Here is a 21625-nt window from a genome sequence, read left to right on the forward strand (position 1 = left end):
TTTCCTGGGTGACTACTTATTCGGGGTGTGGTTGGCCATGAGCTCTAAGAATTGATCAAAGAGCGGGTTGGCATCGTGCGGGCCGGCGGCGGATTCCGGGTGGTACTGCACCGAGAAGGCCATGCCATTGCGCAGGGCGACACCCTCGACCGTGTCATCGTTCAAGCAGATGTGCGTGATGTGGGCCGGGCCGAAGTCCGAGGCGAATTCGGCATCTTCATCGGCCAGGTCGTAGTTATCTGGGGCTTGCAGCGCGAAGCCGTGGTTTTGGGAGGTGATATCGATTTTGCCGGTGAGCATGTTGCGTACTGGGACGTTGATGCCGCGGTGGCCGAATTTCATCTTGTAGGTGGATAGGCCAAGCGCGCGCCCGAGCAGCTGGTTGCCAAAGCAGATGCCGAAGAACGGGATTTTCGCCTCGAGTACCTTTTTGATGGTGGCAACAGTGTCATCTGCGGTGGCCGGGTCACCCGGGCCGTTGGAGACGAAGACGCCATCCGGGTTATAGGACTGAACTTCTGCAAAGGTGGTGGTAGACGGCACCACGATGGTCTCGATACCGCGCTGGGAAAGGTAACGCGGCGTTGCGGATTTCACGCCCATGTCAAAGGCGACGATGGTGTATTTCTTCTCTCCCTTGGCCTCTACAACGTAGGGCTTGTCGGTAGATACCTCGGCGGCAAGGTCCGCGCCCTCCATGGAGGACTGGCTCTTTACCTCCGCGAGGAGTTCCTCGACGGGCCGGGTGGCAGCCTCACCAGAGAAGAGGCCCGCGGAGATGGAACCGTAGTTGCGCAGGTGGCGCACCAAGGTGCGGGTATCGATGCCGCGGATGCCGATGACCCCTTGCGCCTGCATTTCTTCGCTCAAGCTGCGCTCTGCGCGCCAGCTGGATACGCGGCGGGACAGATCGCGGATAACCAGGCCTGCGACCCAAATATTATTGCCGTGGGACTCGTTATCCTCATCGTTCCAGCCGGTATTGCCAATGTGCGGGGCGGCGGAGACGACGATCTGGCGGTGGTAGGACGGGTCCGTCATCGTTTCTTGATACCCGGTCATCGCGGTGGTAAATACGGCCTCGCCGAGGGTGGTGCCGGTAGCGCCGAAGCCGTAGCCACGGAAGGTACGCCCATCCGCAAGGACGAGGATTGCTGGGGTTTTATCAGTCACGTCGTGGCCTTTCTGTGCCTTGATTGGGTGCTGTGTGCAAGGTTAGTCATGGGTAGCGGCGTTCAGATCGAACGTTACCGAGCCGCGCAAGATGGTGTGGGTAACCCGCGCACCAAATTCCTCGCCCGCATAGGGGTTGTTCTGGGACTTGGATGCGAGCTGCGCGGAATCGGATACCCAGTGGTGTTGTGGGTCAACGATGGTTAAGTTGGCTGGCTCCCCCACTTCCAAGGGGCGACCGTGGCCTGGCAGGCGCGTGATTTCGGCGGGGCGCTCGGACATGACGCGGGCGATAAAGCGCCAGTCCGCCAGGCCGGTTTCCACAAAGAGCTTGGCGATGACCGCCAGCGAGGATTCCAGCCCCAGCATGCCGGGGCGCGCGTTTTCGAATTCCACGCACTTGTCTTCGGAGCCATGCGGTGCGTGGTCGGTGGCGACGCAGTCAATGGTGCCATCAAGAAGCGCCTGGCGCAGCGCCTCTGTATCGCGCTGTTCGCGCAGCGGCGGGTTCACGCGGAAAAGGCCGTCATAGGTGCGCAGTTTGTCATCGGTCATCAGCAGGTGGTGCGGGGTGACCTCTGCGGTCAGCGGAATATCGTGTTCCTTTGCCCACTGCAACAGTTCCACTGTGCCCTGTGTGGAGGCGTGGCAGATGTGCACGCGGTTGCCGTAATCGCGGGCCAGCAGGGCGTCGCGGGCAACGATGGATTCCTCCGCCACGCGCGGCCAGCCGCGCAGGCCCAACCGGGCGGCGTTTTCGCCCTCATGGGCAGAAGACCCGCCGGTCATGCGGTCATCCTCGGCGTGCTGGGCCAGCAGCACGTCCATGCCCTTGGCGTATTCCAGCGCGCGGCGCATCAGCTGTGGGTTTTGCACGCACTTGCCGTCATCAGAGAACATGCGCACCTTGGCATCGCTGCGCGCCATCATGCCGAACTCCGTCAAGGACTTGCCTTCCAGGCCCTTGGTGATAGAGCCGACTGGGTGGACATCGCAAAGCCCCAGTGCCTGGGACTTTGCCCACACGGATTCGGCGACGATCGGCTGGTCCGTGACCGGCGTGGTATTGGCCATGGTAAAGACCGCGGTAAACCCGCCCTTGGCCGCGGCCTTGGAACCGGACTCGATGGTCTCGGTGTCCTCGCGGCCTGGCTCGCGCAGGTGCACGTGCATATCAACCAGGCCAGGCAGCAGCACGTTGCCGTCGCCCTCAATGGTTTCGGCAGCACCCTCTGCCTGCACCTCGGGCCCGATGGAATCAATAACCCCACCGCGAATAAGGACATTGGTGGGCTCGCCTTCCCCGTAGAGGCGAATATTTTTAATCAGTAGTGGGTTCTCGGCCGGGGCGGACAGCCGGCCGGTAGCTGGGTACGTAGTCATTTTCTCTCCCTTTTACGTGGCTATGGTCTGCCCGAATTAAATCCCGGCGTTATCGCCATTGGTCAGCAGCGTAAAAAGCACTGCCATGCGCATGTGGACACCGTTGTTGACCTGCTGCAATACCGTGGTTTTATCCATATCGGCCACGGCGTAATTGATCTCCATGCCGCGCAGCATGGGACCGGGGTGCATGACGATCGCATCCTTGTGCAGCGCCGCAGCGCGCTGTTGCGATAGCCCGAATAGCTGCGCGTACTCGCGGTGGGACGGGAAGAAGCCGCCGTCCATGCGCTCTTGCTGCACGCGCAGCATCATCACGACATCGGCATCTGCAAGCTCTGCATCAAAGTCATAGGACACGCGCACCGGCCACTTGTCCACGCCCCAAGGCATCAAGGTCGCAGGCCCCACGAGGGTGACCTCCGCGCCCAAGGTGTGCAAGAGATCCACGTTGGAACGCACGACGCGCGAGTGCAGGCAATCGCCCACAATCTTTACCTTCAGGCCCTCGAAGCCATGATCGCCGCGCAGGCCTAGGCGCTGGCGCATCGTAACGGCATCAAGCAGCGCTTGCGTCGGGTGCTGATGCGCACCGTCACCGGCATTGATGACGGCGGGGCCATGCCCATCTGGGTCCACCCACTGGGCCAGCTGTTGCGGCGCGCCGGAAGACGGGTGGCGCATGATGATGGCATCGGCGCCGATGGCCGCCAGCGTCAAGCCCGTATCCTTCAGGGATTCGCCCTTTTTCACAGAGGAGGTCGACGCCGAAAGGTTGATAACATCAGCGGACATCCACTTGCCGGCCGTTTCAAAAGACGAGCGCGTGCGCGTGGAGTTTTCATAAAAGAGCGTATAAATCGTGCGCCCGCGCAGCGTCGGCAGTTTTTTGACCTCGCGGCCATCGAGCGCCTCGCGGAAGCGATCGGCCTCATCCAAAAGGCCGATGATTTCTGCGCGGGATAGTTCCGCGCTATCAATGAGGTGTTTCATGAGTGCGTTCCCCTTATCTGCGCGGTATCGCCCGCGGAAGTAGAGCGGGTGAGAACAACGGCATCGCGGTCATCGATATCTTGGATATATACGGAGACATCTTCTTCCCGCGCCGTGGGCAGGTTCTTGCCCACATAATCGGCGCGGATGGGGACTTCGCGGTGCCCGCGGTCAACCAATACGGCTAACTGGATAATCGAAGGCCGGCCGACATCGCCCAGCGCATCGAGGGCGGCGCGGATAGTGCGGCCGGAATAAAGGACATCATCGACCAAGATGACCGTGGCATTATCGATGCCGCCGTCTGGGATGGAGGTCGGTTGCAGGGCGCGGTGCGGGAAATTGCGCAAATCGTCCCTGTACAACGTGATGTCGAGCGAGCCCCATGGAACGGGGACCCCGGAAAACTCGTGTATTTTCTGCGCGAGGCGCTCCGCTAAGGGCACTCCGCCTGAGGGGATGCCCAGCAAAATGACCCGCGGGGCCTCCGCGGAATCGAGCGCCGTTTTTTCAATAATCTGGTGCGCGATGCGTGCAACGGTACGCGAGACATCATCGGCGCTTAAAAGCTCCAACTCGTTCGCGTTCACGTCAGTTCCACTCATCGTGACCTCCTTCCCCGCCTCACGGTGCGGTCATTAAAGGATGCCTGTCAATGAACTTGTAGACGTCTATGCTGATAGACACGTATTACTCTAGCACCTTACCCACCCGTGGGTGAGGCTTAGCCGAAAGAGGTGCATCACGCAGTGAGTTTTTCCGCGCAGCACGTAGTCCCAGCCTCCCGCGAACGCGTCTGGCAGTGGCATACCCGGCCAGGGGCGCTAGCGCGCCTGAACCCACATTTCGCATTCATGAAGCCCGTGCAACAGGCCACCGATCTGGGCGATGGCACGTCCCTGCTTTCCCTGCCCGGCGGTTTGCAGTGGACGGCCCAGCACGATCTATCGCGCTACCAGGCCGGGTATAGCTTCAGCGATGTCTGCATCAACGCACCGATCCGCAAATTTGCCAAGTGGCGCCATACGCACCGTTTTGCCGATCACCCAGGCGGCACGCTGATTACAGACGAGGTCGATACCCGCATTCCCGCTGCGGCCCTCAACTCGCTATTCGCCTACCGCCAGCACCAGCTCACCCAGGATATTGCCTTTGAAAACCGACTGCGCGAAGGCCAACTTGGCCAAAAGCCGTTGACCATCGCCATCACCGGCTCTCACGGCAGCGTGGGCAGCGCCCTGACCGCACAGCTACAGACCCTGGGCCACACCGTGATCCAGCTCGTGCGCGGCACCGCGCAATCCGGCCAGCGCGAATGGCGCCCGCACCACCCGCGGCCCGATCTCCTCGAGGGCATCGACGTGCTCGTACACCTAGCCGGCGAGCCCATCTTTGGGCGCTTTAATGACAGCCACAAGGCCGATATCCGCGACTCCCGCGTGGGCCCCACCGAAAACCTGGCCCGCCTAATGGCCGCCACCGATTCCGTACAGGCCATGGTGTGCGCCTCTGCCATCGGCTTCTACGGTTCCGAGCGCGGCGATGAGCTGCTAACCGAGGACGCCGAGCGCGGCGAGGGCTTTCTTGCCGATGTCGTGGCAGACTGGGAGAAAGCCTGCGACCCCACCCGCGAGGCCGGAAAGCGCGTGGTCAGTATCCGCACCGGCATCGTGATGTCCGGCAATTCCGGCCTGCTACCGCTCTTGCGCGCACTGTTTTCCACTGGACTTGGCGGCGCCTTTGGCAACGGCAACTTTTGGTACAGCTGGGTGGCACTAGACGATCTCACCGATGCCTATATCCGCGCCATCGTGGATGAGAAGCTTGCGCGGCCGGTCAATGGGGCATCGCCAAGCCCAGTGCTCAACAAAGACTTCGTTTCCGCCTTAGGAGCCGAACTGCACCGGCCCACCATACTGCCAATCCCCCAATTCGGCCCCGCCCTGCTCCTGGGCAAGCAAGGCGCGCAAGAACTCGCCTTGGCCGACCAGCGCGTGAAACCACAGGTGCTGGAGGATCTAGGCCATACCTTCCGCTACCCCACCATCGACGCAGCCTTGGCGCACGAACTCGGCGGCGAAAGCCTGCTCTAAGTCCAGGCCATTGCAATACTCCTGGCGGCCGAAACGCCCCTACGCAGGCAAGAGCTCCGATGCCTCCCCAACCACGCTGACTAGGAGCATGTCGCGGGCACGCGACGCCGCAACGTAGAGCAGTGCGCGCTCGCGCTGCAACGCTTCGTCGGCCTCGGCGGGTGCCAGGCCCTTGAACAGGTATCGCTGCGGAAGGGCCTCGGCGTTGACGTCAAGCAGGATGACGTGGGTAAATTCTAGCCCCTTAGCGTTGTGCATCGTCATCACGGCCACCGGGCGCTCCTGCGAGGTACGGCGGCCGGCGCTAACGGCAGCCTCAAGCTCGCCCAACTGGCGGGCAATCTCCTTACCGCGCTGGTTGGTGCGGGTGAGCACGCCGATGGAAACGTCCTCCTCCCCCTGCGTCCATTCCTTAATGTGGGCGGCAAGCACCGCGGCCTCCTCCGCCTTAGGGGAGGACTGCACCACTATGGGCGCAGGGCCCTGGCGCACCGAGTGATACCCGGTGAGTTCATCCACGTCCTCTTCGGAGTCCACCCACTCTGTGCCCTCCAGAATCGGGGTGGCATAGCCCAGAGGGCAAAGAGCAGTCCAAACGAGTCTCAGCGACAGCCGGCAGACTCATGAAAGGAGCCCGAGTTTCCGGCTGGAAGCAAGCCATCAACCAGATGGTCGTGGCCTTTCCCGACCGCTTCGACAATTACCTATAAAACTGACCCCACACTCAAATAACTTGGCACGCTTGGGGTTGCCCGCAAATCGTGGACACGTAGTGGAGCTACCTAGTGGTTAGGCAGCTATTTCTTTTCTGCTGGTGGTTGAACCGGACTGGTCCTCGAAATCGACGGGGCTGACCATCCCGAGGGCTTCAGTGCCGGCGCCGACGGTTGTAGACGACTTCAATCCAGTAGGCAACGGCCTTGCGTGCGGCATCACGGGTTGCCCAGCGCTTACGGTCGTAGAACTTAAGTTTTCAGCGTCGACCAGAACGACTCGGCCATCGCATTATCGAAACACACCCCAGTACGCCCCACGGATTGAGCAACGCCCAGGCTGCGGCACACCTCCCAGAGCTTCTCGCTGGTAAATTGTGTTCCCCGGTCAGCGTGAAACACCAGCCCGTCAGCAACGTCACCACGCAGCGTGTGCGCCATCCGCAGTGCTCGTTCGACCAGGCGTGTGTCTTGAACGCTATCCATAGCCCAGCCCAGCACCCTGCGGGAATGACCATCGCGGACCACGCACAAATACAACCAGCCTTCACCGGTGCGCAGATAAGTAATATCTGACATCCACACTCGGTTAAGCTCACCGGTATCAAACATGCGCCGGACCAAGTCAGGAAGCGTGGACTTACGCTTAGATTGAATCGTTGTCACCGGCACAAAAGCACGCGGTGACATCCCTTCAATTCCCATCAGACGCATCCGCTTGGCCACAGTCTTGCGATTCACACTGATCTGGTAGCGCTCACCTAGCGCTGCGGTGATCCGCGGAGCACCATAGACCTCATCGGAGTTTTTTCCAAATCTGGTGAATCTTGCGGTCAACATCATTGTAAAATGCTGCACGATTATCTTCGCCGGATAGTCGTTTCTGCTGTGTATGGGCCCATGTGTAGTATCCAGATCGAGACACTTTTAATAGCCGTGCCATGCGTTTGATGCTGTAGTTCGCCTTCTCTCGCTGCATCAATTCGAACTTTTCTGCTCGCGTTGCCTTAAAGCGAAGAAGGCTGTCGCTTTTGACAAAAACTCGTTATCCATCTTGGCCTCAGCCAGCTCACGGCGCAGACGAGCATTCTCAGCACGAAGATCAGCCTCACTCATCCCATCTGATGCTCCTCGGCGTTCACGCTCAAGTTTGACCCACCGGCCTAAAAGGCCTGGTGCGACGCCAATCTCCTTAGCCACATGAGCGATCGGGCGCTGCGACTCGATTACCAGGCTCAAAGCTTCACGCCGGTACTCCGGTGTGTACTTCTTGCGCTGTTGACTCACAATGAACATCCTCTCCTACGGACACAAAATCCGCACAAATAGGGTGTCCACTAAACGAGGGTAACCTCACGCTCAAGCTAAATACATATTCGATCCATCCGCGATCGGGCCTGACCCCGGTGTGTTTACTTTCCGAGGTCAAGCCCTACCCTCCCTCAATCCTGATAGCGCCTATCAACCAAATAAACGTACTAATCCCCCTTCCTCGCTAGCAAACCACCTTCACAAGTCGAGTAGCAAGACTGGCCCAAGGCTGACTCTAGATCGTTAGAATAGATAATTGAATGGGTTCAACACGGCACCGCATAGAAACAAAATCTATTGGAAGTGTTTCACCCATCGCGCCCCGCCCGCTAGAGTTGAATGAAGCTGACACATGCAAGCAGTTTCACTACCTCGGGAAAAATTATGATTCAGAGCCCAGACCGTTCTGTACCGGAGAGCACACGCCATGAGAACCCCGGTATCTCCTTCGGACTGCACCTCTCCAACCATCAAGCAAAGTATTTCGCGCACGAGCTCGAGCGGAGTTATGCCAGTGACCATGTCGGCAAGCTTGCAGGGCTGCTTTTCGACGCCCAGGTGGAACCCAAGCCTCACCAGATTGAGGCGGCATTATTCGCGCTGAAGGGGAACGCGACAAGAGGCGTCGTGTTGGCTGATGAAGTCGGCCTCGGTAAGACGATCGAGGCAGGCATTGTTATTACGCAGTATTGGGCAGAGCGTAAACGCCGCATCCTGATCATTGCTCCTGCTAGCCTCCGGCAGCAGTGGAAGCAGGAGCTGTACGAGAAGTTCTTGATCCCGTCCGAGCTGCTTGACTCAAAATCGAAGGCAACGCTCCTGGCTAACAAGCCGCCTGGTCAGGTTTTGATCGCTTCCTACGAGTTTGTCCAGCAGAACAAGGCGGATCTGATGTGTCCGTGGGATTTAGTCGTTGCCGACGAAGCCCACCGGCTACGTAACTTCTATAAGGGCAAAAAACACGCCAAAGTAGCACATTCGGTCGGTGAGGTTTTTGATGGCGCAAACAAGGTAGTGCTGCTCACAGCAACCCCACTACAGAACCGCCTTGAAGAGATCTACGGTCTCGTCTCTATTTTCGACCCAGAGTACTTCCGGTCTATTGACGTTTTCCGAGAGCGGTATGTGAAAACCGGAAGCACCGAATTTAGTCCCGATGACTTGGCGGAGCGCGTCGGCCAGTTGACTATGCGTACCTTGCGGCGTGATGCAAACAAGTACATCCGGTTCACCAAGCGTGACCCCTTGACCGTGAAGTTCCAGCCTTCACAGGCGGAACTGGATCTTTATGATCTGGTCAATGCCTACCTCCAACGCGATACCTTGTACGCGTTCAATGACTCGCAGCGAGCGCTTTCTTCGCAGGTGATGCGCAAGCGGTTGGGTTCTTCAACATACGCCGTCGGAATCACGTTGCGTAGAACTGCGAATCGGCTGGCGGAGGAACTGGCAGCAGGCCAGCCGCACAGTGATCGTATGCCACTGTTCGACTTCGATAACGACATGCTTGATGAGGAACAGGCAGCGTATGAGGCGTTTGGTGACTTCGTGGAGAAGCACGAGGACTGGTCGGACCCGGAAGTCCGCAAAAAAGTGCAGAGCGAGATTGATGAGCTCAGAGAGTACGCGACGCTCGCCGAATCGATCCACCAGAATCAGAAGTCACTAAAATTGGAGGAGGCCATTGAACGTGGCTTCGCGAGACTGCGTGAGGTCGGTGCCCCTGAAAAGGCCATCATCTTCACCGAGTACAGCGACACCCAAAATTTCATCGCGGAAACCTTGCGCCAAGCGGGCTACGCCGAAGGGCTGGTACTGTTCAATGGCCAAAACGATTCGCCTGAGGCGACTGCGATTTATCAAGAGTGGCTCACAAAGAATGATGGTAGCGATGTCATTACCGGCAACCCGGCGGCGGATCGTCGAAAAGCTCTTGTTGATTACTTCCGTGACTCCGGCTCGATCATGATCGCGACCGAAGCGGCATCAGAGGGCATCAACCTGCAGTTTTGCTCAATGCTGATCAACTACGACCTGCCGTGGAACCCACAGCGGGTGGAACAGCGTATCGGCCGCATTCACCGTTTTGGCCAGAAGCACGACGTTGTCATCGTCAATTTCTTCAATGAGGGCAACACGGCTGAGGCGCGCATCTTGGAGCTGCTGGAGAACAAATTCCACCTCTTCGACAGCGTCTTTGGAGCCAGTGACGAAGTGCTGGGCCGCATTGAGAGTGGCTTCGATTTCGCCGAGGAGATTGCGAAGATCTACGACAGCTACCGCACTGCTGACGAGATCAATCAAGCGTTCCAGGAACTAGAGAAGAAATACGCCGCCACTGTAAGCAAGGACATGGCTGAGGCGAAGGCGAAGGTTTTCGACAACCTTGATCCGTCAGTGCGTGACCGCTTGAAGTCCTACGACGAGCAGTCTGGTGAGGTACTGAACAAGTTTGAGCGGCTGCTCCTCCTCCTGACCATTCACGGCTTACAAGGCAAGGCCACGTTTGAAGGCGACGGCCGCAACTTCGTGCTGAACACGCCACCAGCTGCCGGTATTGCGACTGGCCGTTACCACTTCAAATCCTCGCCAAGCAGCAATTCCAAGCAGTACCGCTATCACAGTGATCTTGCGAAGTTCGTCATCGAAGACGCTCTGACAGCGGACACGTCGTGCCAGACGCTCGTGTTCGACATCAGCAAGTCCGATCGTGTGAGCTCCCGGATGAAAGAGCTGGCTGGAGAATCTGGTTCCCTGACTGTCCAAGGGCTGACGTTCAAGATGAAGGCCAACGACAGCGATATTTCCGAGAGTTACTTGCTCGCTGCCGGCATCACCGATTCCGGCGAGGTACTGAACCAAGAAGATGCAGCAGAGATGATGGATCTGCGCGTCGTCGACACGCTAGATATAGCCGAGCCACTCAACACAGATCTCTTTGCGGCAACAATTGACCAACAGCGGGAGTTTCTGGAGAAGGAAGTCCAACACCGCAACTCGAGCTACTACAACCAGCAAGAAGAACTGCTTGAAAGTCAGATTCTTGACCTCGACACAGAGCGCAGGAAAGCGGTCCGTGAGCTTGAGAAGAAGCGAAAAGACTTGCGTAAAAAAGCTACTCAAGCTGACGACCCGATGGAGCAGCTGAGGTTCAAGAAGAAGGCCCGAAAACTTGACGACGAAATCGATTCGGTCGAGGACCAATACCGAAAAGAAAAGCGAAACCTCCGTGATAATGTCGACGAGTTGCTTATTCTGATTAGGCAGTCGCTTCAAGGCAAGAGGTCTGAAAAAGAGCTGTTCACTATCCGGTGGCAGATCAAGGCGTAAATGAAGGTAGTCAAAAGGAAGAATGATGAGCGAAGAGCGAGACATGACCAACGAAGTTCCTGGCAGCAGCCCCGATTTCCGTACCGAGCTGGCCGAGCAGCTCGCCGATCTGGTGCCGGAAGCGATTGCTGACGGCAAGATTGACGTAGAGAAACTCAAGGAGCTTCTCGAGAGCGACGCCTCAGACACCAGTGAACGATTCGGCCTGTTCTGGCCCGGCAAGAAGCGTGCTATGCGCGCAGCGCAGACTCCGACGACAGCGACGCTCCGCCCAGATAAGGAAAACTCCAAAGACTGGGACACGACAAAGAACGTCTTCATTGAGGGCGATAACCTCGAAGTGCTGAAGATTCTGCAGAAGCACTACCACGGCAAGATCAAGATGATTTACATCGATCCGCCGTACAACACAGGCAAAGACTTCGTGTACCCCGATAATTACAAAGAAGGCCTCGAGACCTACCTCGAGTGGTCCAAGCAGGTCAACGGAGACGGTAAGAAGCTCTCGTCCAACTCGGAGTCCGAGGGCCGGTACCACTCCAACTGGCTCAACATGATGTACCCGCGGTTGAAGCTTGCAAGGAACCTTTTGACCGACGATGGCGTGATCTTCATTTCGATTGATGACCACGAAGTCGCACAACTTCGAAAACTCCTTGACGAGATTTTTGCCGAATCCAATTTTATTGAAAGCTACATATGGGAAAGCAATTTCCGGCCAGACAATTCTTCTCGAATAGAGCGTGAAAATGCACAACACGTCCTTTGCTACGCACGCAATAAGGGGAATCTTGAAGCTTTAGTAGGAACTGAGAAAGCAACTGAGGGTCTACCATCGTTAACAAAAAATTCGATGAAACTCGCCACGCTTTCTTTAGAACCAGAATGGGTGGATTTGCTCATACCCGATGGTCACTATGTGGCAGGAGAAAAAGCTGGGGGCTATGTATTAGAAGATGATCTTTCTGTACGAAACGGCATCGCACAAAACGCCTTCCGGATTACAGGAAGAGTCATTTGGTCACAGGCCTTTCTTGAAGAGCAGGTCAAGAATGGAACGAAAATCGTTATTAAGAGCGACGGGTTTGTGCCGTACTCTAAAAAGACTAATACCTCTAGGCTTGCTCCCAACACCTTGATACCAAGGGAAATCGCTGGAGATGTTCTTGCCGGTAATGCCGAAATTAAGAAGCTCTTTGGTAAACAAGTTTTCAATCACCCAAAGCCCACTAACCTGCTTAAGTATTTAATCAGATCGGTAATGATTGATGACTCAGACGGCATCGTCCTCGACTTCTTCGCGGGCTCCGGTTCAACTGCCCACGCAACGATGTCATTAAACTTAGACGATTCTGGAAGTCGCAGCTGCATTTCAGTACAGCTTCCTGAACCAGTGCCCGAAGGCAAGGTCGCTGACAGTATGGGATTTAAGACTATTTCGGAGGTATCCCGTGAACGTCTAGACCGCGCAGGATTGGCAATTGCCAAATCGCTTGCCGGAGACGCGAGCTACAGAGAAACCCCTTTAGACACCGGCTTCCGCTCCTACAAGCTCGCCGACACCAACTTCACCAAGTGGCGTTCCGACTCTGACGCCGACGCGACTGCGCTCGAACAACACCTGCTGGATCTCCGTGAAAGCGCCGACGACAACGCCACCCCTGATGATCTTCTCACCGAGATTCTGGTCAAGCAGGGCCACTCGTTGGTTGAGCAGATTCGTGACCGCGATATCGACGGTCTGTCGTATAAAGCGGTGGTTCGAGTCGATGACGAAGACGGCGAAGAAAACACCCTGGTGCTCGCGTACCTTGATGAACACACCAAGCCAACCCTGAAACAGCTCCGTGAAGCTATGGAGGCCAAGCCAGCTCAGTTCATCATGCTCGAGGATGCATTCCAAGGCGATGATCAGCTGAAAACCAACCTGGCGCAAATCTGCAAGACCAACGGCATCGAGCTCTGGACGGCGTAAAGGATCGACATGAAATTCAAGTTTGATGCTAAGCAGGAGTACCAGGTTCAGGCGATTGGTTCAGTAACCGATTTGTTCGAAGGTCAGCCTAATGACGTCGGGGACTTTCTGACTACGTTTCAGGCCGAACGTGTTCTGCCAGAGACCAGCAACCAGGCGCTTGACATAGATCTGAGTGAAGAGGTTGGGGCTGTCGGCAACAACTTCATGTTGGATGAAGCAACTGTGCTCGAGAACCTCAAGGTGGTGCAGAACGAGCAGGGGCTTGAACCTGCAAGGGAGCTTGTCGACGGCCTTCAGTTCGACATCGAGATGGAGACCGGCACCGGCAAAACCTATGTGTACCTGCGCACGATTTTTGAGCTGGCAGAAAAGTACAACTTCACCAAGTTCGTCATTCTCGTTCCCAGCGTTGCGATCCGCGAAGGCGTGAAAACAAGCATCGAGCTCATGCACGATCACTTCCGCCAGCTATACCCTGCGTCCCCGTTTGATTATATGGTCTACAGCGGTAAAAACGCTGAGGAAGTGCAATCCTTTGCGACGTCGACAAGCATTCAGATCATGATCATGACGATCGGCTCCGTACGCGGCCGTGGAAACAACTTGATCATGAACCAAACCCGCGACAAGCTCAACGGGTTGCGGCCGATCGATTTCCTGCGTGCGACACGGCCGATTCTGATTATGGATGAGCCGCAGAACATGGAGTCTGAACTATCCAAAACGGCGCTGGCAGGCATGGATCCGGCGTTCATTCTTCGCTACAGTGCGACGCACCGCGAAACGCGAAACCTTACCTACCGTTTGGACCCGGTTGATGCTCATGAGCTGGGACTAGTCAAACAAATCGTTGTGGCGGAAGCCACGGAGCATGGTGGCGACGCCAAGCCGTACATCAAACTTCTTTCCGTCGATAGCAATCCGTGGCAGGCGAACCTCGAGTTGGTGTGCCGTAAGAAAGACGGATCGCTAGCCCGCCAGGTGAAGAAGGTGAAGCAGAATCAAGACCTCGAGAAGGTTACCGGCAACCCCGCCTACGACAACAACTGGCGAATCAATGAAATCAACCTCGATGGCCCAGAGTTTATCGAGCTAACTAACCACGGCATTCTCCAAGTCGGCGAATCAATCGGCGGTAATGACGAGACCGTGTACCGCGAAATGATCCGCGAAACCATCCGCGAGCATTTCCGCAAGGAATCGCTGATGCGCCCCCTCGGCATAAAGGTGCTGAGCCTCTTCTTCGTGGATAAAGTGGCCAGCTACCTAGGAGACGGTGCCGACAACACCACTGCCGACGGCAAGTTCGCCCAGTGGTTCGACGAGCTCTTCATGGAGGAACGAGACCGATTCCCGAAGTACAAAGACCTGCTCCCACAGGACCCAATTGAACTGCGGCGCGCGTACTTCTCGCAGATCAAGAAAGGCGTCTACGGCGACACCTCAGGTGAAACCCTCAAGGACGACGACTCCTACGACCTCATCATGAAAGACAAAGCCCGTCTGCTGAGCGAAGACGAACCCGTGCGGTTCATCTTCTCCCACTCTGCGCTGCGCGAAGGCTGGGACAACCCAAACGTTTTCCAAATCTGCACCTTGCGTGAAATGGGGTCCGAGACCGAACGCCGCCAAACAATCGGACGTGGACTGCGACTTCCTGTGAACCAAAACGGCGAGCGTGTAGCGGACCGTTCCGTAGCCCAACTCACCGTCGTCGCTAATGAGTCCTACCAAGAGTTCGCCACCAATCTTCAAAAGGAATACAAGAAGGCCGGTGTGGCGATTGGGTACATTCGCAAAGGTGACTTTGCCAAGCTGCCGAAACCCCACACGGAAAAGCAAGAAAATTTAGGGTTCACTACATCCGCCGAGATCTGGGACCACCTGAAACAGCGTGGCTTCCTGAACAAAGACGGTTACGTCACCGCATCCTTCACCCCGGATGCCGATGACTTCTCCCTAGGCATGGCAGCAGAGTACAGCCCCGTGGAAGAGGCGGTCATCGAGGTACTGCGCCGGGCGAATATTGAGCATTACGTAAAGCCGAAGCGTGCTCGAACGACGCGCAAACTGAACAAGCAGCTGTACTTTCAGTCGCGCGAATTCGAAGAATTCTGGGAGAAGATCAGCCAACGCACGACCTATAGCGTCTCAGTTGATCGCGATGTACTGATCAAGAACGCCGTACAGAAGATCAAGAAGGTCGAAGAGATTGCGCCCCTTCGAATCGAAGTGAAGAAAGCCCGGTTGACTGTTGCTCGCGGCGGCACCAAAGGCTCAGAAACAAGCAGCCGTACAGCCGAACTGCGAGGCGGGTACAAGCTGCCGGATATCGTCTCTGAACTCCAAGAAGCAACGTCACTCACCCGCAGGACGATCATCGACATCCTCATCCAGAGTGACCGCCTCGACGAATACATCTCCAACCCGAACGACTACATCAAGATGGTCAAAGGCATCATCGAAGCCGAACTCGCCGCAATCGTCACCGAAGGCGTCCAATACGAAAAGATCGGCGGCAGCGTGTACTCGCTCACCGAACTACAGCAAGACGGCATCGAAGAAAAGCAATACTTCCTGGATAACCTCTACAAAGTCAAGAACCGAAAGAAAACCGACTATGACTTCGTTGTCTACGACTCCGAAGCCGAGCGCCGATTCGCCGAACTCCTCGACGACCGCGAGGACATCAAACTGTTCCTGAAGCTACCGCCGAAGTTCAAGATTGATACCCCGGTCGGACCATACAACCCCGACTGGGCAATCGTGAAACAGGTAGACGGAGAAGACAGGTTGTACATGATCCGCGAAACAAAGAGCACGATGGTCGAGCATCTCCTGCGCACAACCGAGCAGGCCAAGATCGATGCCGCCCACGAGCACTTCAAAACGATTGGGATTGACTACGCGAAGGCGGTCCCGGGGAATTGGAATATTTAGGATGATGAAAGCTCGATGATTATTGGTAAGTGCAACCTGTAAAGATACAACTCAAATAACGCAAGGTGATGTGATGAGCGCTGACATGGCAGAAGCAACCCCTAAATCCCTCTGGTTGTCTCACCTGACAATTCGTAATTTCAGGTCCTGCAAGAAAACTGAAGTGAAGTTTCAACCGGGAGTCACTCTACTTGCAGGTGAAAACAATGCAGGAAAATCCAACATTGTTGATGCAATCCGACTGGGACTCGATCCCCTCAGTGGTCGAGCAACCCGCTATTTTGAAGCCGACGATTTAACCGAGGATGCTGCTGGCCCCATCGACATAGCTCTAGAGTTCAAGGATCCAACAGATTTCCAGAAGGCATTATTCATCAACGGTTTGGATCTAAAGACCGAGACTATTCAATACCAGACGTCGTATTTGCCACCTACGCAACAGATACCACGGGGTAAGCGGGTTCGCACCGCAGGAGAACCTCGTGGTGCGGACTCCGATTTCGAAGCACGTGCAAAGATCAACTGTGTATACGTGGAGCCCCTTCGCGATGCCAAATACCAACTTGCGTCCGGGAACGGTAGGAGACTAGGAACAATCCTTAACGCACTGCTAAGCGAAGAAGAAAAGCGTGATTTTGAGCAGAACGCGAAAGACGCGTTCGACAAACTGTCCTCCGAAGGCCCTATCTCTACGGTCAGTGGCACAATCCAGTCGCATCTGGCTGCCCTCACAGACCCTATTCGAAGCCAGACGGTCGAAGTAGATTTTGAGACCCCAAAACTCGAAAAACTAGCTCGCGCCCTCCGGATGAAGATGGCCGAAAAAGGTATCGATCCCCGTGACTTAGATTCTTCTGGTCTCGGCTACGCAAACTTGCTCTTCCTCTCAACAGTGTTACTTGAGCTATCGGTAGTACGAGAATCAGAGCTGACCATTCTTCTCATAGAAGAGCCCGAAGCTCACTTACACCCGCAACTACAAGGCGTCCTTTTGGACTTCTTACAAAGCGCTGCAAAAGGAGAATTCGATGTCACCACTGGTGTGAGTATTAGAGGCCGCCTACAGGTTATCGCCACTACGCACTCTCCATCGATCGCCAGTGCAGTGGGAGTGAACGACATTGTGATCATTAAGTCCGACAATGAGTCGGGTACCCACGCCCTTGATCTTCAATCCGTAGACTTCGGGAATGGGAAAAAGCGAGATCATAGCATTAGAAAAATTAATCAATATCTAGATGCGACGAGATCTGAACTGCTGTTTGCACGAAGGGTAATCCTTGTGGAGGGTATTTCAGAAGCAGTTTTACTACCCGCGATCGCTGAACGCTTTCTTGACAACGAGTCAGAACGACTCCGCAAATTCAAAGCTTGTACCACCATCATCGTGGGCTCAGTTGACTTTGAGCCTTACATAAAGTTGCTAACCCACTCTTCTCCGAACCAACAAAGCATTGTTGAAAAACTCGTCCTTCTCACTGATCAGGACCCCAACATGTGCGGAGCAGCTAACAGTACAGCCCGTGGTCCAGCATTTGAAGACAACGATCGTTTCTGTCGAGTAGTGTCCCCCTACACTCTCGAAGTGTCTCTACTAGGAGATGAAAATGAGAATATTGATCTCTTGAAAGAGGCTTACCTGCAACAACACTCACGGTCCGGGGATAAGTGGGACAAGATTAATGACAGTGAGAACCCTCAGCGGACGATGTACAGGATGATGGGGCAGAACCAGAGTGCTGATGAATTTCTGAATATTCAAAAAGGACAGTTCGCGCATGATTTAGCGATTCTTTTACGTGAGTGGAAACCCGATGGCTCATTCAAGAATGAATTCGAGTGCCCAGAACAGCTAGCTCAGCTAATCAATTTTATTACGTGTGATTGATCGTGAATACATTCAAACCTACGCCTGAACAGCAAGACTTGATTGAGCACTCCGGAAGCAATCTTTTCGTAACTGCAGTTCCTGGAGCTGGGAAAACCAGGACGATGGCTCAGCGATTTGCTCGGCTAACGCGCAAGATGTTCTGTGACGATCGACGCGGAGTAGCTGTCCTTTCATTCACAAATACTGCCGCGACGGAGATAGAAGAAAAAGCCCGAGACGTCGGAGGGGACCTGACACCTCCAAACTTTATCGGAACTATCGATAGTTTTTTGCGCCGATTTCTCGTAGTTCCGTATATCAAATCGCGGTTGGACGCAGTTCCAGACATTCGCGATGAGTGGGGCGATTTCGGGGACCTAGCAAAGTTTCGGATCCCAAACGGCGTTTTTCGAAACAGCATCAAAGATGCTTCGCTCGCAGAAATTAAACGCACCACCTATAAACCAAGTTTTGACCTAGTACAGAAATGTGGTGGCTACCTATCGCCTAATGGTGAAAAACTATTCACAGAGTCAGTCAAAGAGAAAATCAAAGCACTAAATCGATTGGGATGCTTCGATGCAGATTCAGCCCGTGAAGTGGCTTCGCAACTACTAAGTAATGACTCCCCTCTTATTGATATCCTCGCGTCTCGCTTCCGTGAGGTAATCCTGGACGAAGTACAAGATTGTAATCAAACAGACTTGCTTTTACTCGATGGCCTGTATAGAAGAGGGGTGGGATTGACATTAATCGGTGACCTCGATCAGGACATCTATGGCTTCAGGGGTTCGAATGCAGAGAACGTCCGAAACTTTTGCAACGAGCGAGCTTTTGAGCCGATTGCCATCACACGCAATTTTCGTAGTACTCCCGAAATTTGTAAATTTGTGTCCGCTTTACGGCGGGATAAGGAAATCAAAGATGATCCGGCGCGAGAATCTTCAGGGGTGCCATTGAAGATTTTTTACTACTCGAAATTGGACAACGTTTCAGATTTACGTGACTTTCTTGATTCATCTTCAAACACCGGCGAGCAGTCAACTATTCTCGCCTCGACCCATGCTGTACTTGCTGAAGCGAGCCAAGGGGAGAATAGGAAATCGACAAAGACGATCACAAAATCAAAACGAATGATTACCGGGATCACCCTGCTGCTTGACTCCTACAGTGCACCAAGCCAGAAAAAGAAGGCTATCAATCTTATTGAAAGGGGGATCGTAGAAAACTGCAAATTTGAAAATGGAGACGAGATTCAGGATCGTCAGATGCTCGAGGACTATCTGGAGTCTAAGGGCGGCTCGCTAAACCTGGTCGCACTGGATATCGCTTTTGCAGTAAAACCTCTTTTGAAAGCTGAAGCTCCCCGAGCCACAGTAAAAGATCAGATCACAAAGAAGCTGGGAAAATGGGGAATATCCCTAAAGAAGCGGGTCCAAATCGTCTCGAAATCGAATGATTGGGAAAGGTCATTCTCTCAAACGCGCAGTTCCCCTAAAACAAATACAGAGACTATCCACGGATCTAAGGGCATGCAATACAATCGCGTAATTTTGGTCCTAGACACAAAGGGAGTAAACCAAAAGCGTCCGACCTTTGCAGAAAACTTGCTCACCCCATCAGTGGAAACGAAAGATCATGCCACGGCCCAACGCCTGTTCTACGTCGCTGTGTCTCGTGCGCGCAACGAACTAGTCCTTGCTGTCGACCACAGATTGAAAGAAAGCTTGGAGAGTTTCCTTTCAAACCACGCCATAGAGTTTGAGCAAGTCGCTACCCCAATTGGCCATTAGTAGTGCCAAACCTGAGCCGTATGCAACCGGCTTCTAGGTAGGGCCCTAGCTGTCGACATCAGAGCAATTGAGCTTCAGTCAATGCCCTCACCCACGAACCACAAGAAGGGCAATACCCAATCTCTTGGCTGTCCCCCTGAGGGGTACTGGGTTTGTGACGGGCATGGACTTACATAAGAGATACTTGGCCCCATGACTGTTGCGAAGTACGATCAGGGGACCCGTGAGCGCGCGCTGCGCTTGTACTACGAGGCTGTGGCTGAAGATGGGTGCCACGAAGCCCGGTGCACGCCGAAAGATCGGCGAGATGCTGGATATCACCCCAGCCACACTGCACAATTAGATCCGCAAAGCTGAGGCCACCAATGCGCAGGCAATGGCGGAATCCGAGCAGGAAAAAGACGCGGAGCTTGCTCAACTGCGCAAGGACAATCGCCAGCGCAAAGAAGCAAACGAGAACCTTCAAGTTGGCCTCAGCTTTTTAGCCCAGGCGGAGTTTGACCGCAAACTAAAATAGTCGTCGCATTTATCGAGAGGTACCGGCACCACTACTCCATCGCGCGGATGTGCCGGATCTTGCGCACCGCCACTATGACATTTCGGAGTCGACGTATCGCCGCTATCGCAGCCGGGCTTGTGGTCCGACTGACCCCGAATGAGAAGACGCACATGCAGCACATAGGCTCTTATGATATCTGGGCTCGCCATAGGGGCGTCTACAGGCGCAGGAAGCTGTGGAAGGCTGGGCCATAGGCCGCGACCAGGTAGAAAGATTGATTAAAATTCTTGGCATCCAGAAAGTACTGCGGCGCACGGCGATCCGAACGACGCCGTCCCATCCCGGCGACCCGCGCTGTGATGACCACTGCACACGCGCTTGGGATGGCGTTACTCACCCGAATCAGTAGTAGGGGGAATTTTACCTACATATATACTCACCAGGGCTTTTGCCACGTTGCATTCATCACCGACGTCTACTCCGGGAGGTTCCTTGGATACACGGTGTCACGGACCAAACAGTCTGATTTCGTCCTGGATGCGCTGCGGCAGGCCTTGAGCGTTCAAAACCGCTACGACGCGAAGTTTAGCGCTGTGAGCATCATCCACCACTCGGATGCCGGCTTTCAGTACACCAGCTCTCAACTGCGTAAATTGATTGAGCGCGAAGGCATTACCGGGTCTCTATCGGCACCGTCGGTGATGCCTGGGATAACGGGCTCATGGAGTCCATTATCGGGCTGTTTAACAGCGAGGAGATCGACCACCATCCCAGGATGCGAACATTCGCCACCTGGAAAGAGGTTGAACGGGCCACCGATAAGTGGGTCAACTGGTACAACACCAAACGCCTTTACGGCTCCATCGACTACGTCCCGCCGATCGAATACGAGGCCTGCTACTATCACAATCATCCGGAAACGGATACGACCGAAGCCCAAGCGGCTTAAACACCACCCTCCACAAACCAAGGCCGATTCAGGTCCCTCCCCACTCGGTATGGCAAGTCCCGTCGACTTTGAAAACCACACCGGTTCAACCACCAGCAGAAAAGAACTAGCTGCCTCACCACTAGGCAGCTCCGCTACGTGTCCACGAATTGCGGGCAACCCCACGACTCGTTGGCCAATTCTCGTTCAGGGAAAAGGAGCGCGCTCCGGATGCAGGCGCCGAAATCTCGGTCGACGCTGCGCGGCGAAGAGTCGCAAACGCGCAGCGCAAGCTCGGCCAGCTTGTTCACGGACCGGCGCTGTCGCACCTCTCAACCGTCGACCGAAGCTTCTTGGTGTACATGGCCCACAATGATGGCCCCACCAAAATGTCGGATATAAAACCCGTTTCAATCAGACTGACTCATACGAGGGCAACTATCGCCGACGACTTCTCGACGCCGAAATGATCACCACTACCGGCCACGGCGAAGTCGACTTCGCTTTGCCATACAAGCGCGATTGCCTCCGTGAGCATGCGGCAAGCCTCATCGCTTAGGACTTCGATTCTCAGTAGCAGGAAAGCCCCACTCCCCCGTGCGCTGCACGCCGTACCTCCCC

General features: G+C 55.2%; 14 protein-coding genes and 3 pseudogenes. 10 read left to right on the plus strand and 7 right to left on the minus strand.

The window, feature by feature from the left end; translation table 11 throughout:
• Positions 1–12: 12 nt before the first annotated feature.
• From carA to pyrR, 4 genes are read right to left on the minus strand one after another with little or no spacing between them, the layout of a single operon-like run.
• Positions 13–1173: a glutamine-hydrolyzing carbamoyl-phosphate synthase small subunit gene (carA, locus tag ABRP64_RS05165; protein ID WP_284852041.1), complete on the minus strand. Its 1161-nt coding sequence runs from the start codon at positions 1171–1173 to the stop codon at positions 13–15.
• A gap of 42 nt (positions 1174–1215) precedes the next feature.
• Positions 1216–2556, minus strand: a complete 1341-nt coding sequence (locus tag ABRP64_RS05170; protein ID WP_349865688.1) for a dihydroorotase — start codon at positions 2554–2556, stop codon at positions 1216–1218.
• A gap of 36 nt (positions 2557–2592) precedes the next feature.
• Positions 2593–3549 carry an aspartate carbamoyltransferase catalytic subunit gene (locus ABRP64_RS05175; protein WP_284851666.1) on the minus strand — a complete coding sequence of 319 codons (957 nt, stop codon included), beginning with the start codon at positions 3547–3549 and terminating at the stop codon, positions 2593–2595.
• Complete coding sequence (gene pyrR, locus ABRP64_RS05180) at positions 3546–4154, minus strand: bifunctional pyr operon transcriptional regulator/uracil phosphoribosyltransferase PyrR (protein WP_349865690.1); 609 nt, start codon at positions 4152–4154, stop codon at positions 3546–3548. Before pyrR ends, ABRP64_RS05175 begins: the two co-directional genes overlap by 4 nt.
• A 144-nt stretch (positions 4155–4298) precedes the next feature.
• On the opposite strand from pyrR, the gene ABRP64_RS05185 reads away from it, so the two are divergent.
• Positions 4299–5642 (plus strand): TIGR01777 family oxidoreductase, encoded by a 1344-nt coding sequence (locus ABRP64_RS05185; RefSeq protein ID WP_349865692.1) that lies wholly within the window; start codon positions 4299–4301, stop codon positions 5640–5642.
• 39 nt (positions 5643–5681) lie between these two features.
• Here the strand turns inward: ABRP64_RS05185 and ABRP64_RS05190 are convergent, their stop codons facing one another.
• On the minus strand, positions 5682–6179 hold the full coding sequence (locus ABRP64_RS05190; protein WP_349865694.1) for a 3'-5' exonuclease: 498 nt from the start codon (positions 6177–6179) through the stop codon (positions 5682–5684).
• A gap of 252 nt (positions 6180–6431) precedes the next feature.
• Positions 6432–7651, minus strand: a pseudogene (locus ABRP64_RS05195) (IS3 family transposase).
• A gap of 399 nt (positions 7652–8050) precedes the next feature.
• Here ABRP64_RS05195 and ABRP64_RS05200 point away from each other — a divergent pair.
• From ABRP64_RS05200 to ABRP64_RS05225, 6 genes are all read left to right on the plus strand, one after another.
• The gene (locus ABRP64_RS05200) at positions 8051–10996 is read left to right on the plus strand and encodes an SNF2-related protein (protein WP_349865704.1); all 2946 of its coding nucleotides are present in this window, start codon (positions 8051–8053) and stop codon (positions 10994–10996) included.
• A gap of 22 nt (positions 10997–11018) precedes the next feature.
• Positions 11019–12971, plus strand: coding sequence for a site-specific DNA-methyltransferase (locus tag ABRP64_RS05205; RefSeq protein WP_349865696.1), 1953 nt, complete (start codon positions 11019–11021; stop codon positions 12969–12971).
• A 9-nt stretch (positions 12972–12980) separates the two neighbouring features.
• Positions 12981–15914 carry a restriction endonuclease gene (locus ABRP64_RS05210; protein ID WP_349857682.1) on the plus strand — a complete coding sequence of 978 codons (2934 nt, stop codon included), beginning with the start codon at positions 12981–12983 and terminating at the stop codon, positions 15912–15914.
• Between the two features lie 73 nt (positions 15915–15987).
• Positions 15988–17802, plus strand: a complete 1815-nt coding sequence (locus tag ABRP64_RS05215; RefSeq protein ID WP_349857680.1) for an ATP-dependent nuclease — start codon at positions 15988–15990, stop codon at positions 17800–17802.
• A gap of 2 nt (positions 17803–17804) precedes the next feature.
• The gene (locus ABRP64_RS05220; RefSeq protein WP_349865698.1) at positions 17805–19577 is read left to right on the plus strand and encodes a UvrD-helicase domain-containing protein; all 1773 of its coding nucleotides are present in this window, start codon (positions 17805–17807) and stop codon (positions 19575–19577) included.
• Between the two features lie 376 nt (positions 19578–19953).
• Positions 19954–20094 carry a hypothetical protein gene (locus ABRP64_RS05225; protein WP_284622928.1) on the plus strand — a complete coding sequence of 47 codons (141 nt, stop codon included), beginning with the start codon at positions 19954–19956 and terminating at the stop codon, positions 20092–20094.
• Between the two features lie 199 nt (positions 20095–20293).
• Here the strand turns inward: ABRP64_RS05225 and ABRP64_RS05230 are convergent, their stop codons facing one another.
• Positions 20294–20473 (minus strand): hypothetical protein, encoded by a 180-nt coding sequence (locus tag ABRP64_RS05230; protein ID WP_284622929.1) that lies wholly within the window; start codon positions 20471–20473, stop codon positions 20294–20296.
• On the opposite strand from ABRP64_RS05230, the pseudogene ABRP64_RS05235 reads away from it, so the two are divergent.
• From ABRP64_RS05235 to ABRP64_RS11695, 3 genes and pseudogenes are all read left to right on the plus strand, one after another.
• A pseudogene (locus ABRP64_RS05235) lies at positions 20460–20759 on the plus strand (DDE-type integrase/transposase/recombinase); the annotation flags it as partial. The gene ABRP64_RS05230 and the pseudogene ABRP64_RS05235 sit on opposite strands and share 14 nt — an antisense overlap.
• Before the next feature lie 2 nt (positions 20760–20761).
• Entirely contained in the window at positions 20762–21025 is a 264-nt protein-coding gene (locus ABRP64_RS05240) for an integrase core domain-containing protein (protein WP_284622954.1), read from the plus strand.
• Positions 21026–21461: 436 nt separating this feature from the next.
• Positions 21462–21563: pseudogene (locus ABRP64_RS11695) on the plus strand (hypothetical protein); the annotation flags it as partial.
• Between the last annotated feature and the right edge of the window lie 62 nt (positions 21564–21625).

It is taken from the genome of Corynebacterium sp. KPL4015 (genome assembly GCF_040225725.1).
GTDB classification, from domain to species: domain Bacteria; phylum Actinomycetota; class Actinomycetes; order Mycobacteriales; family Mycobacteriaceae; genus Corynebacterium; species Corynebacterium rhinophilum.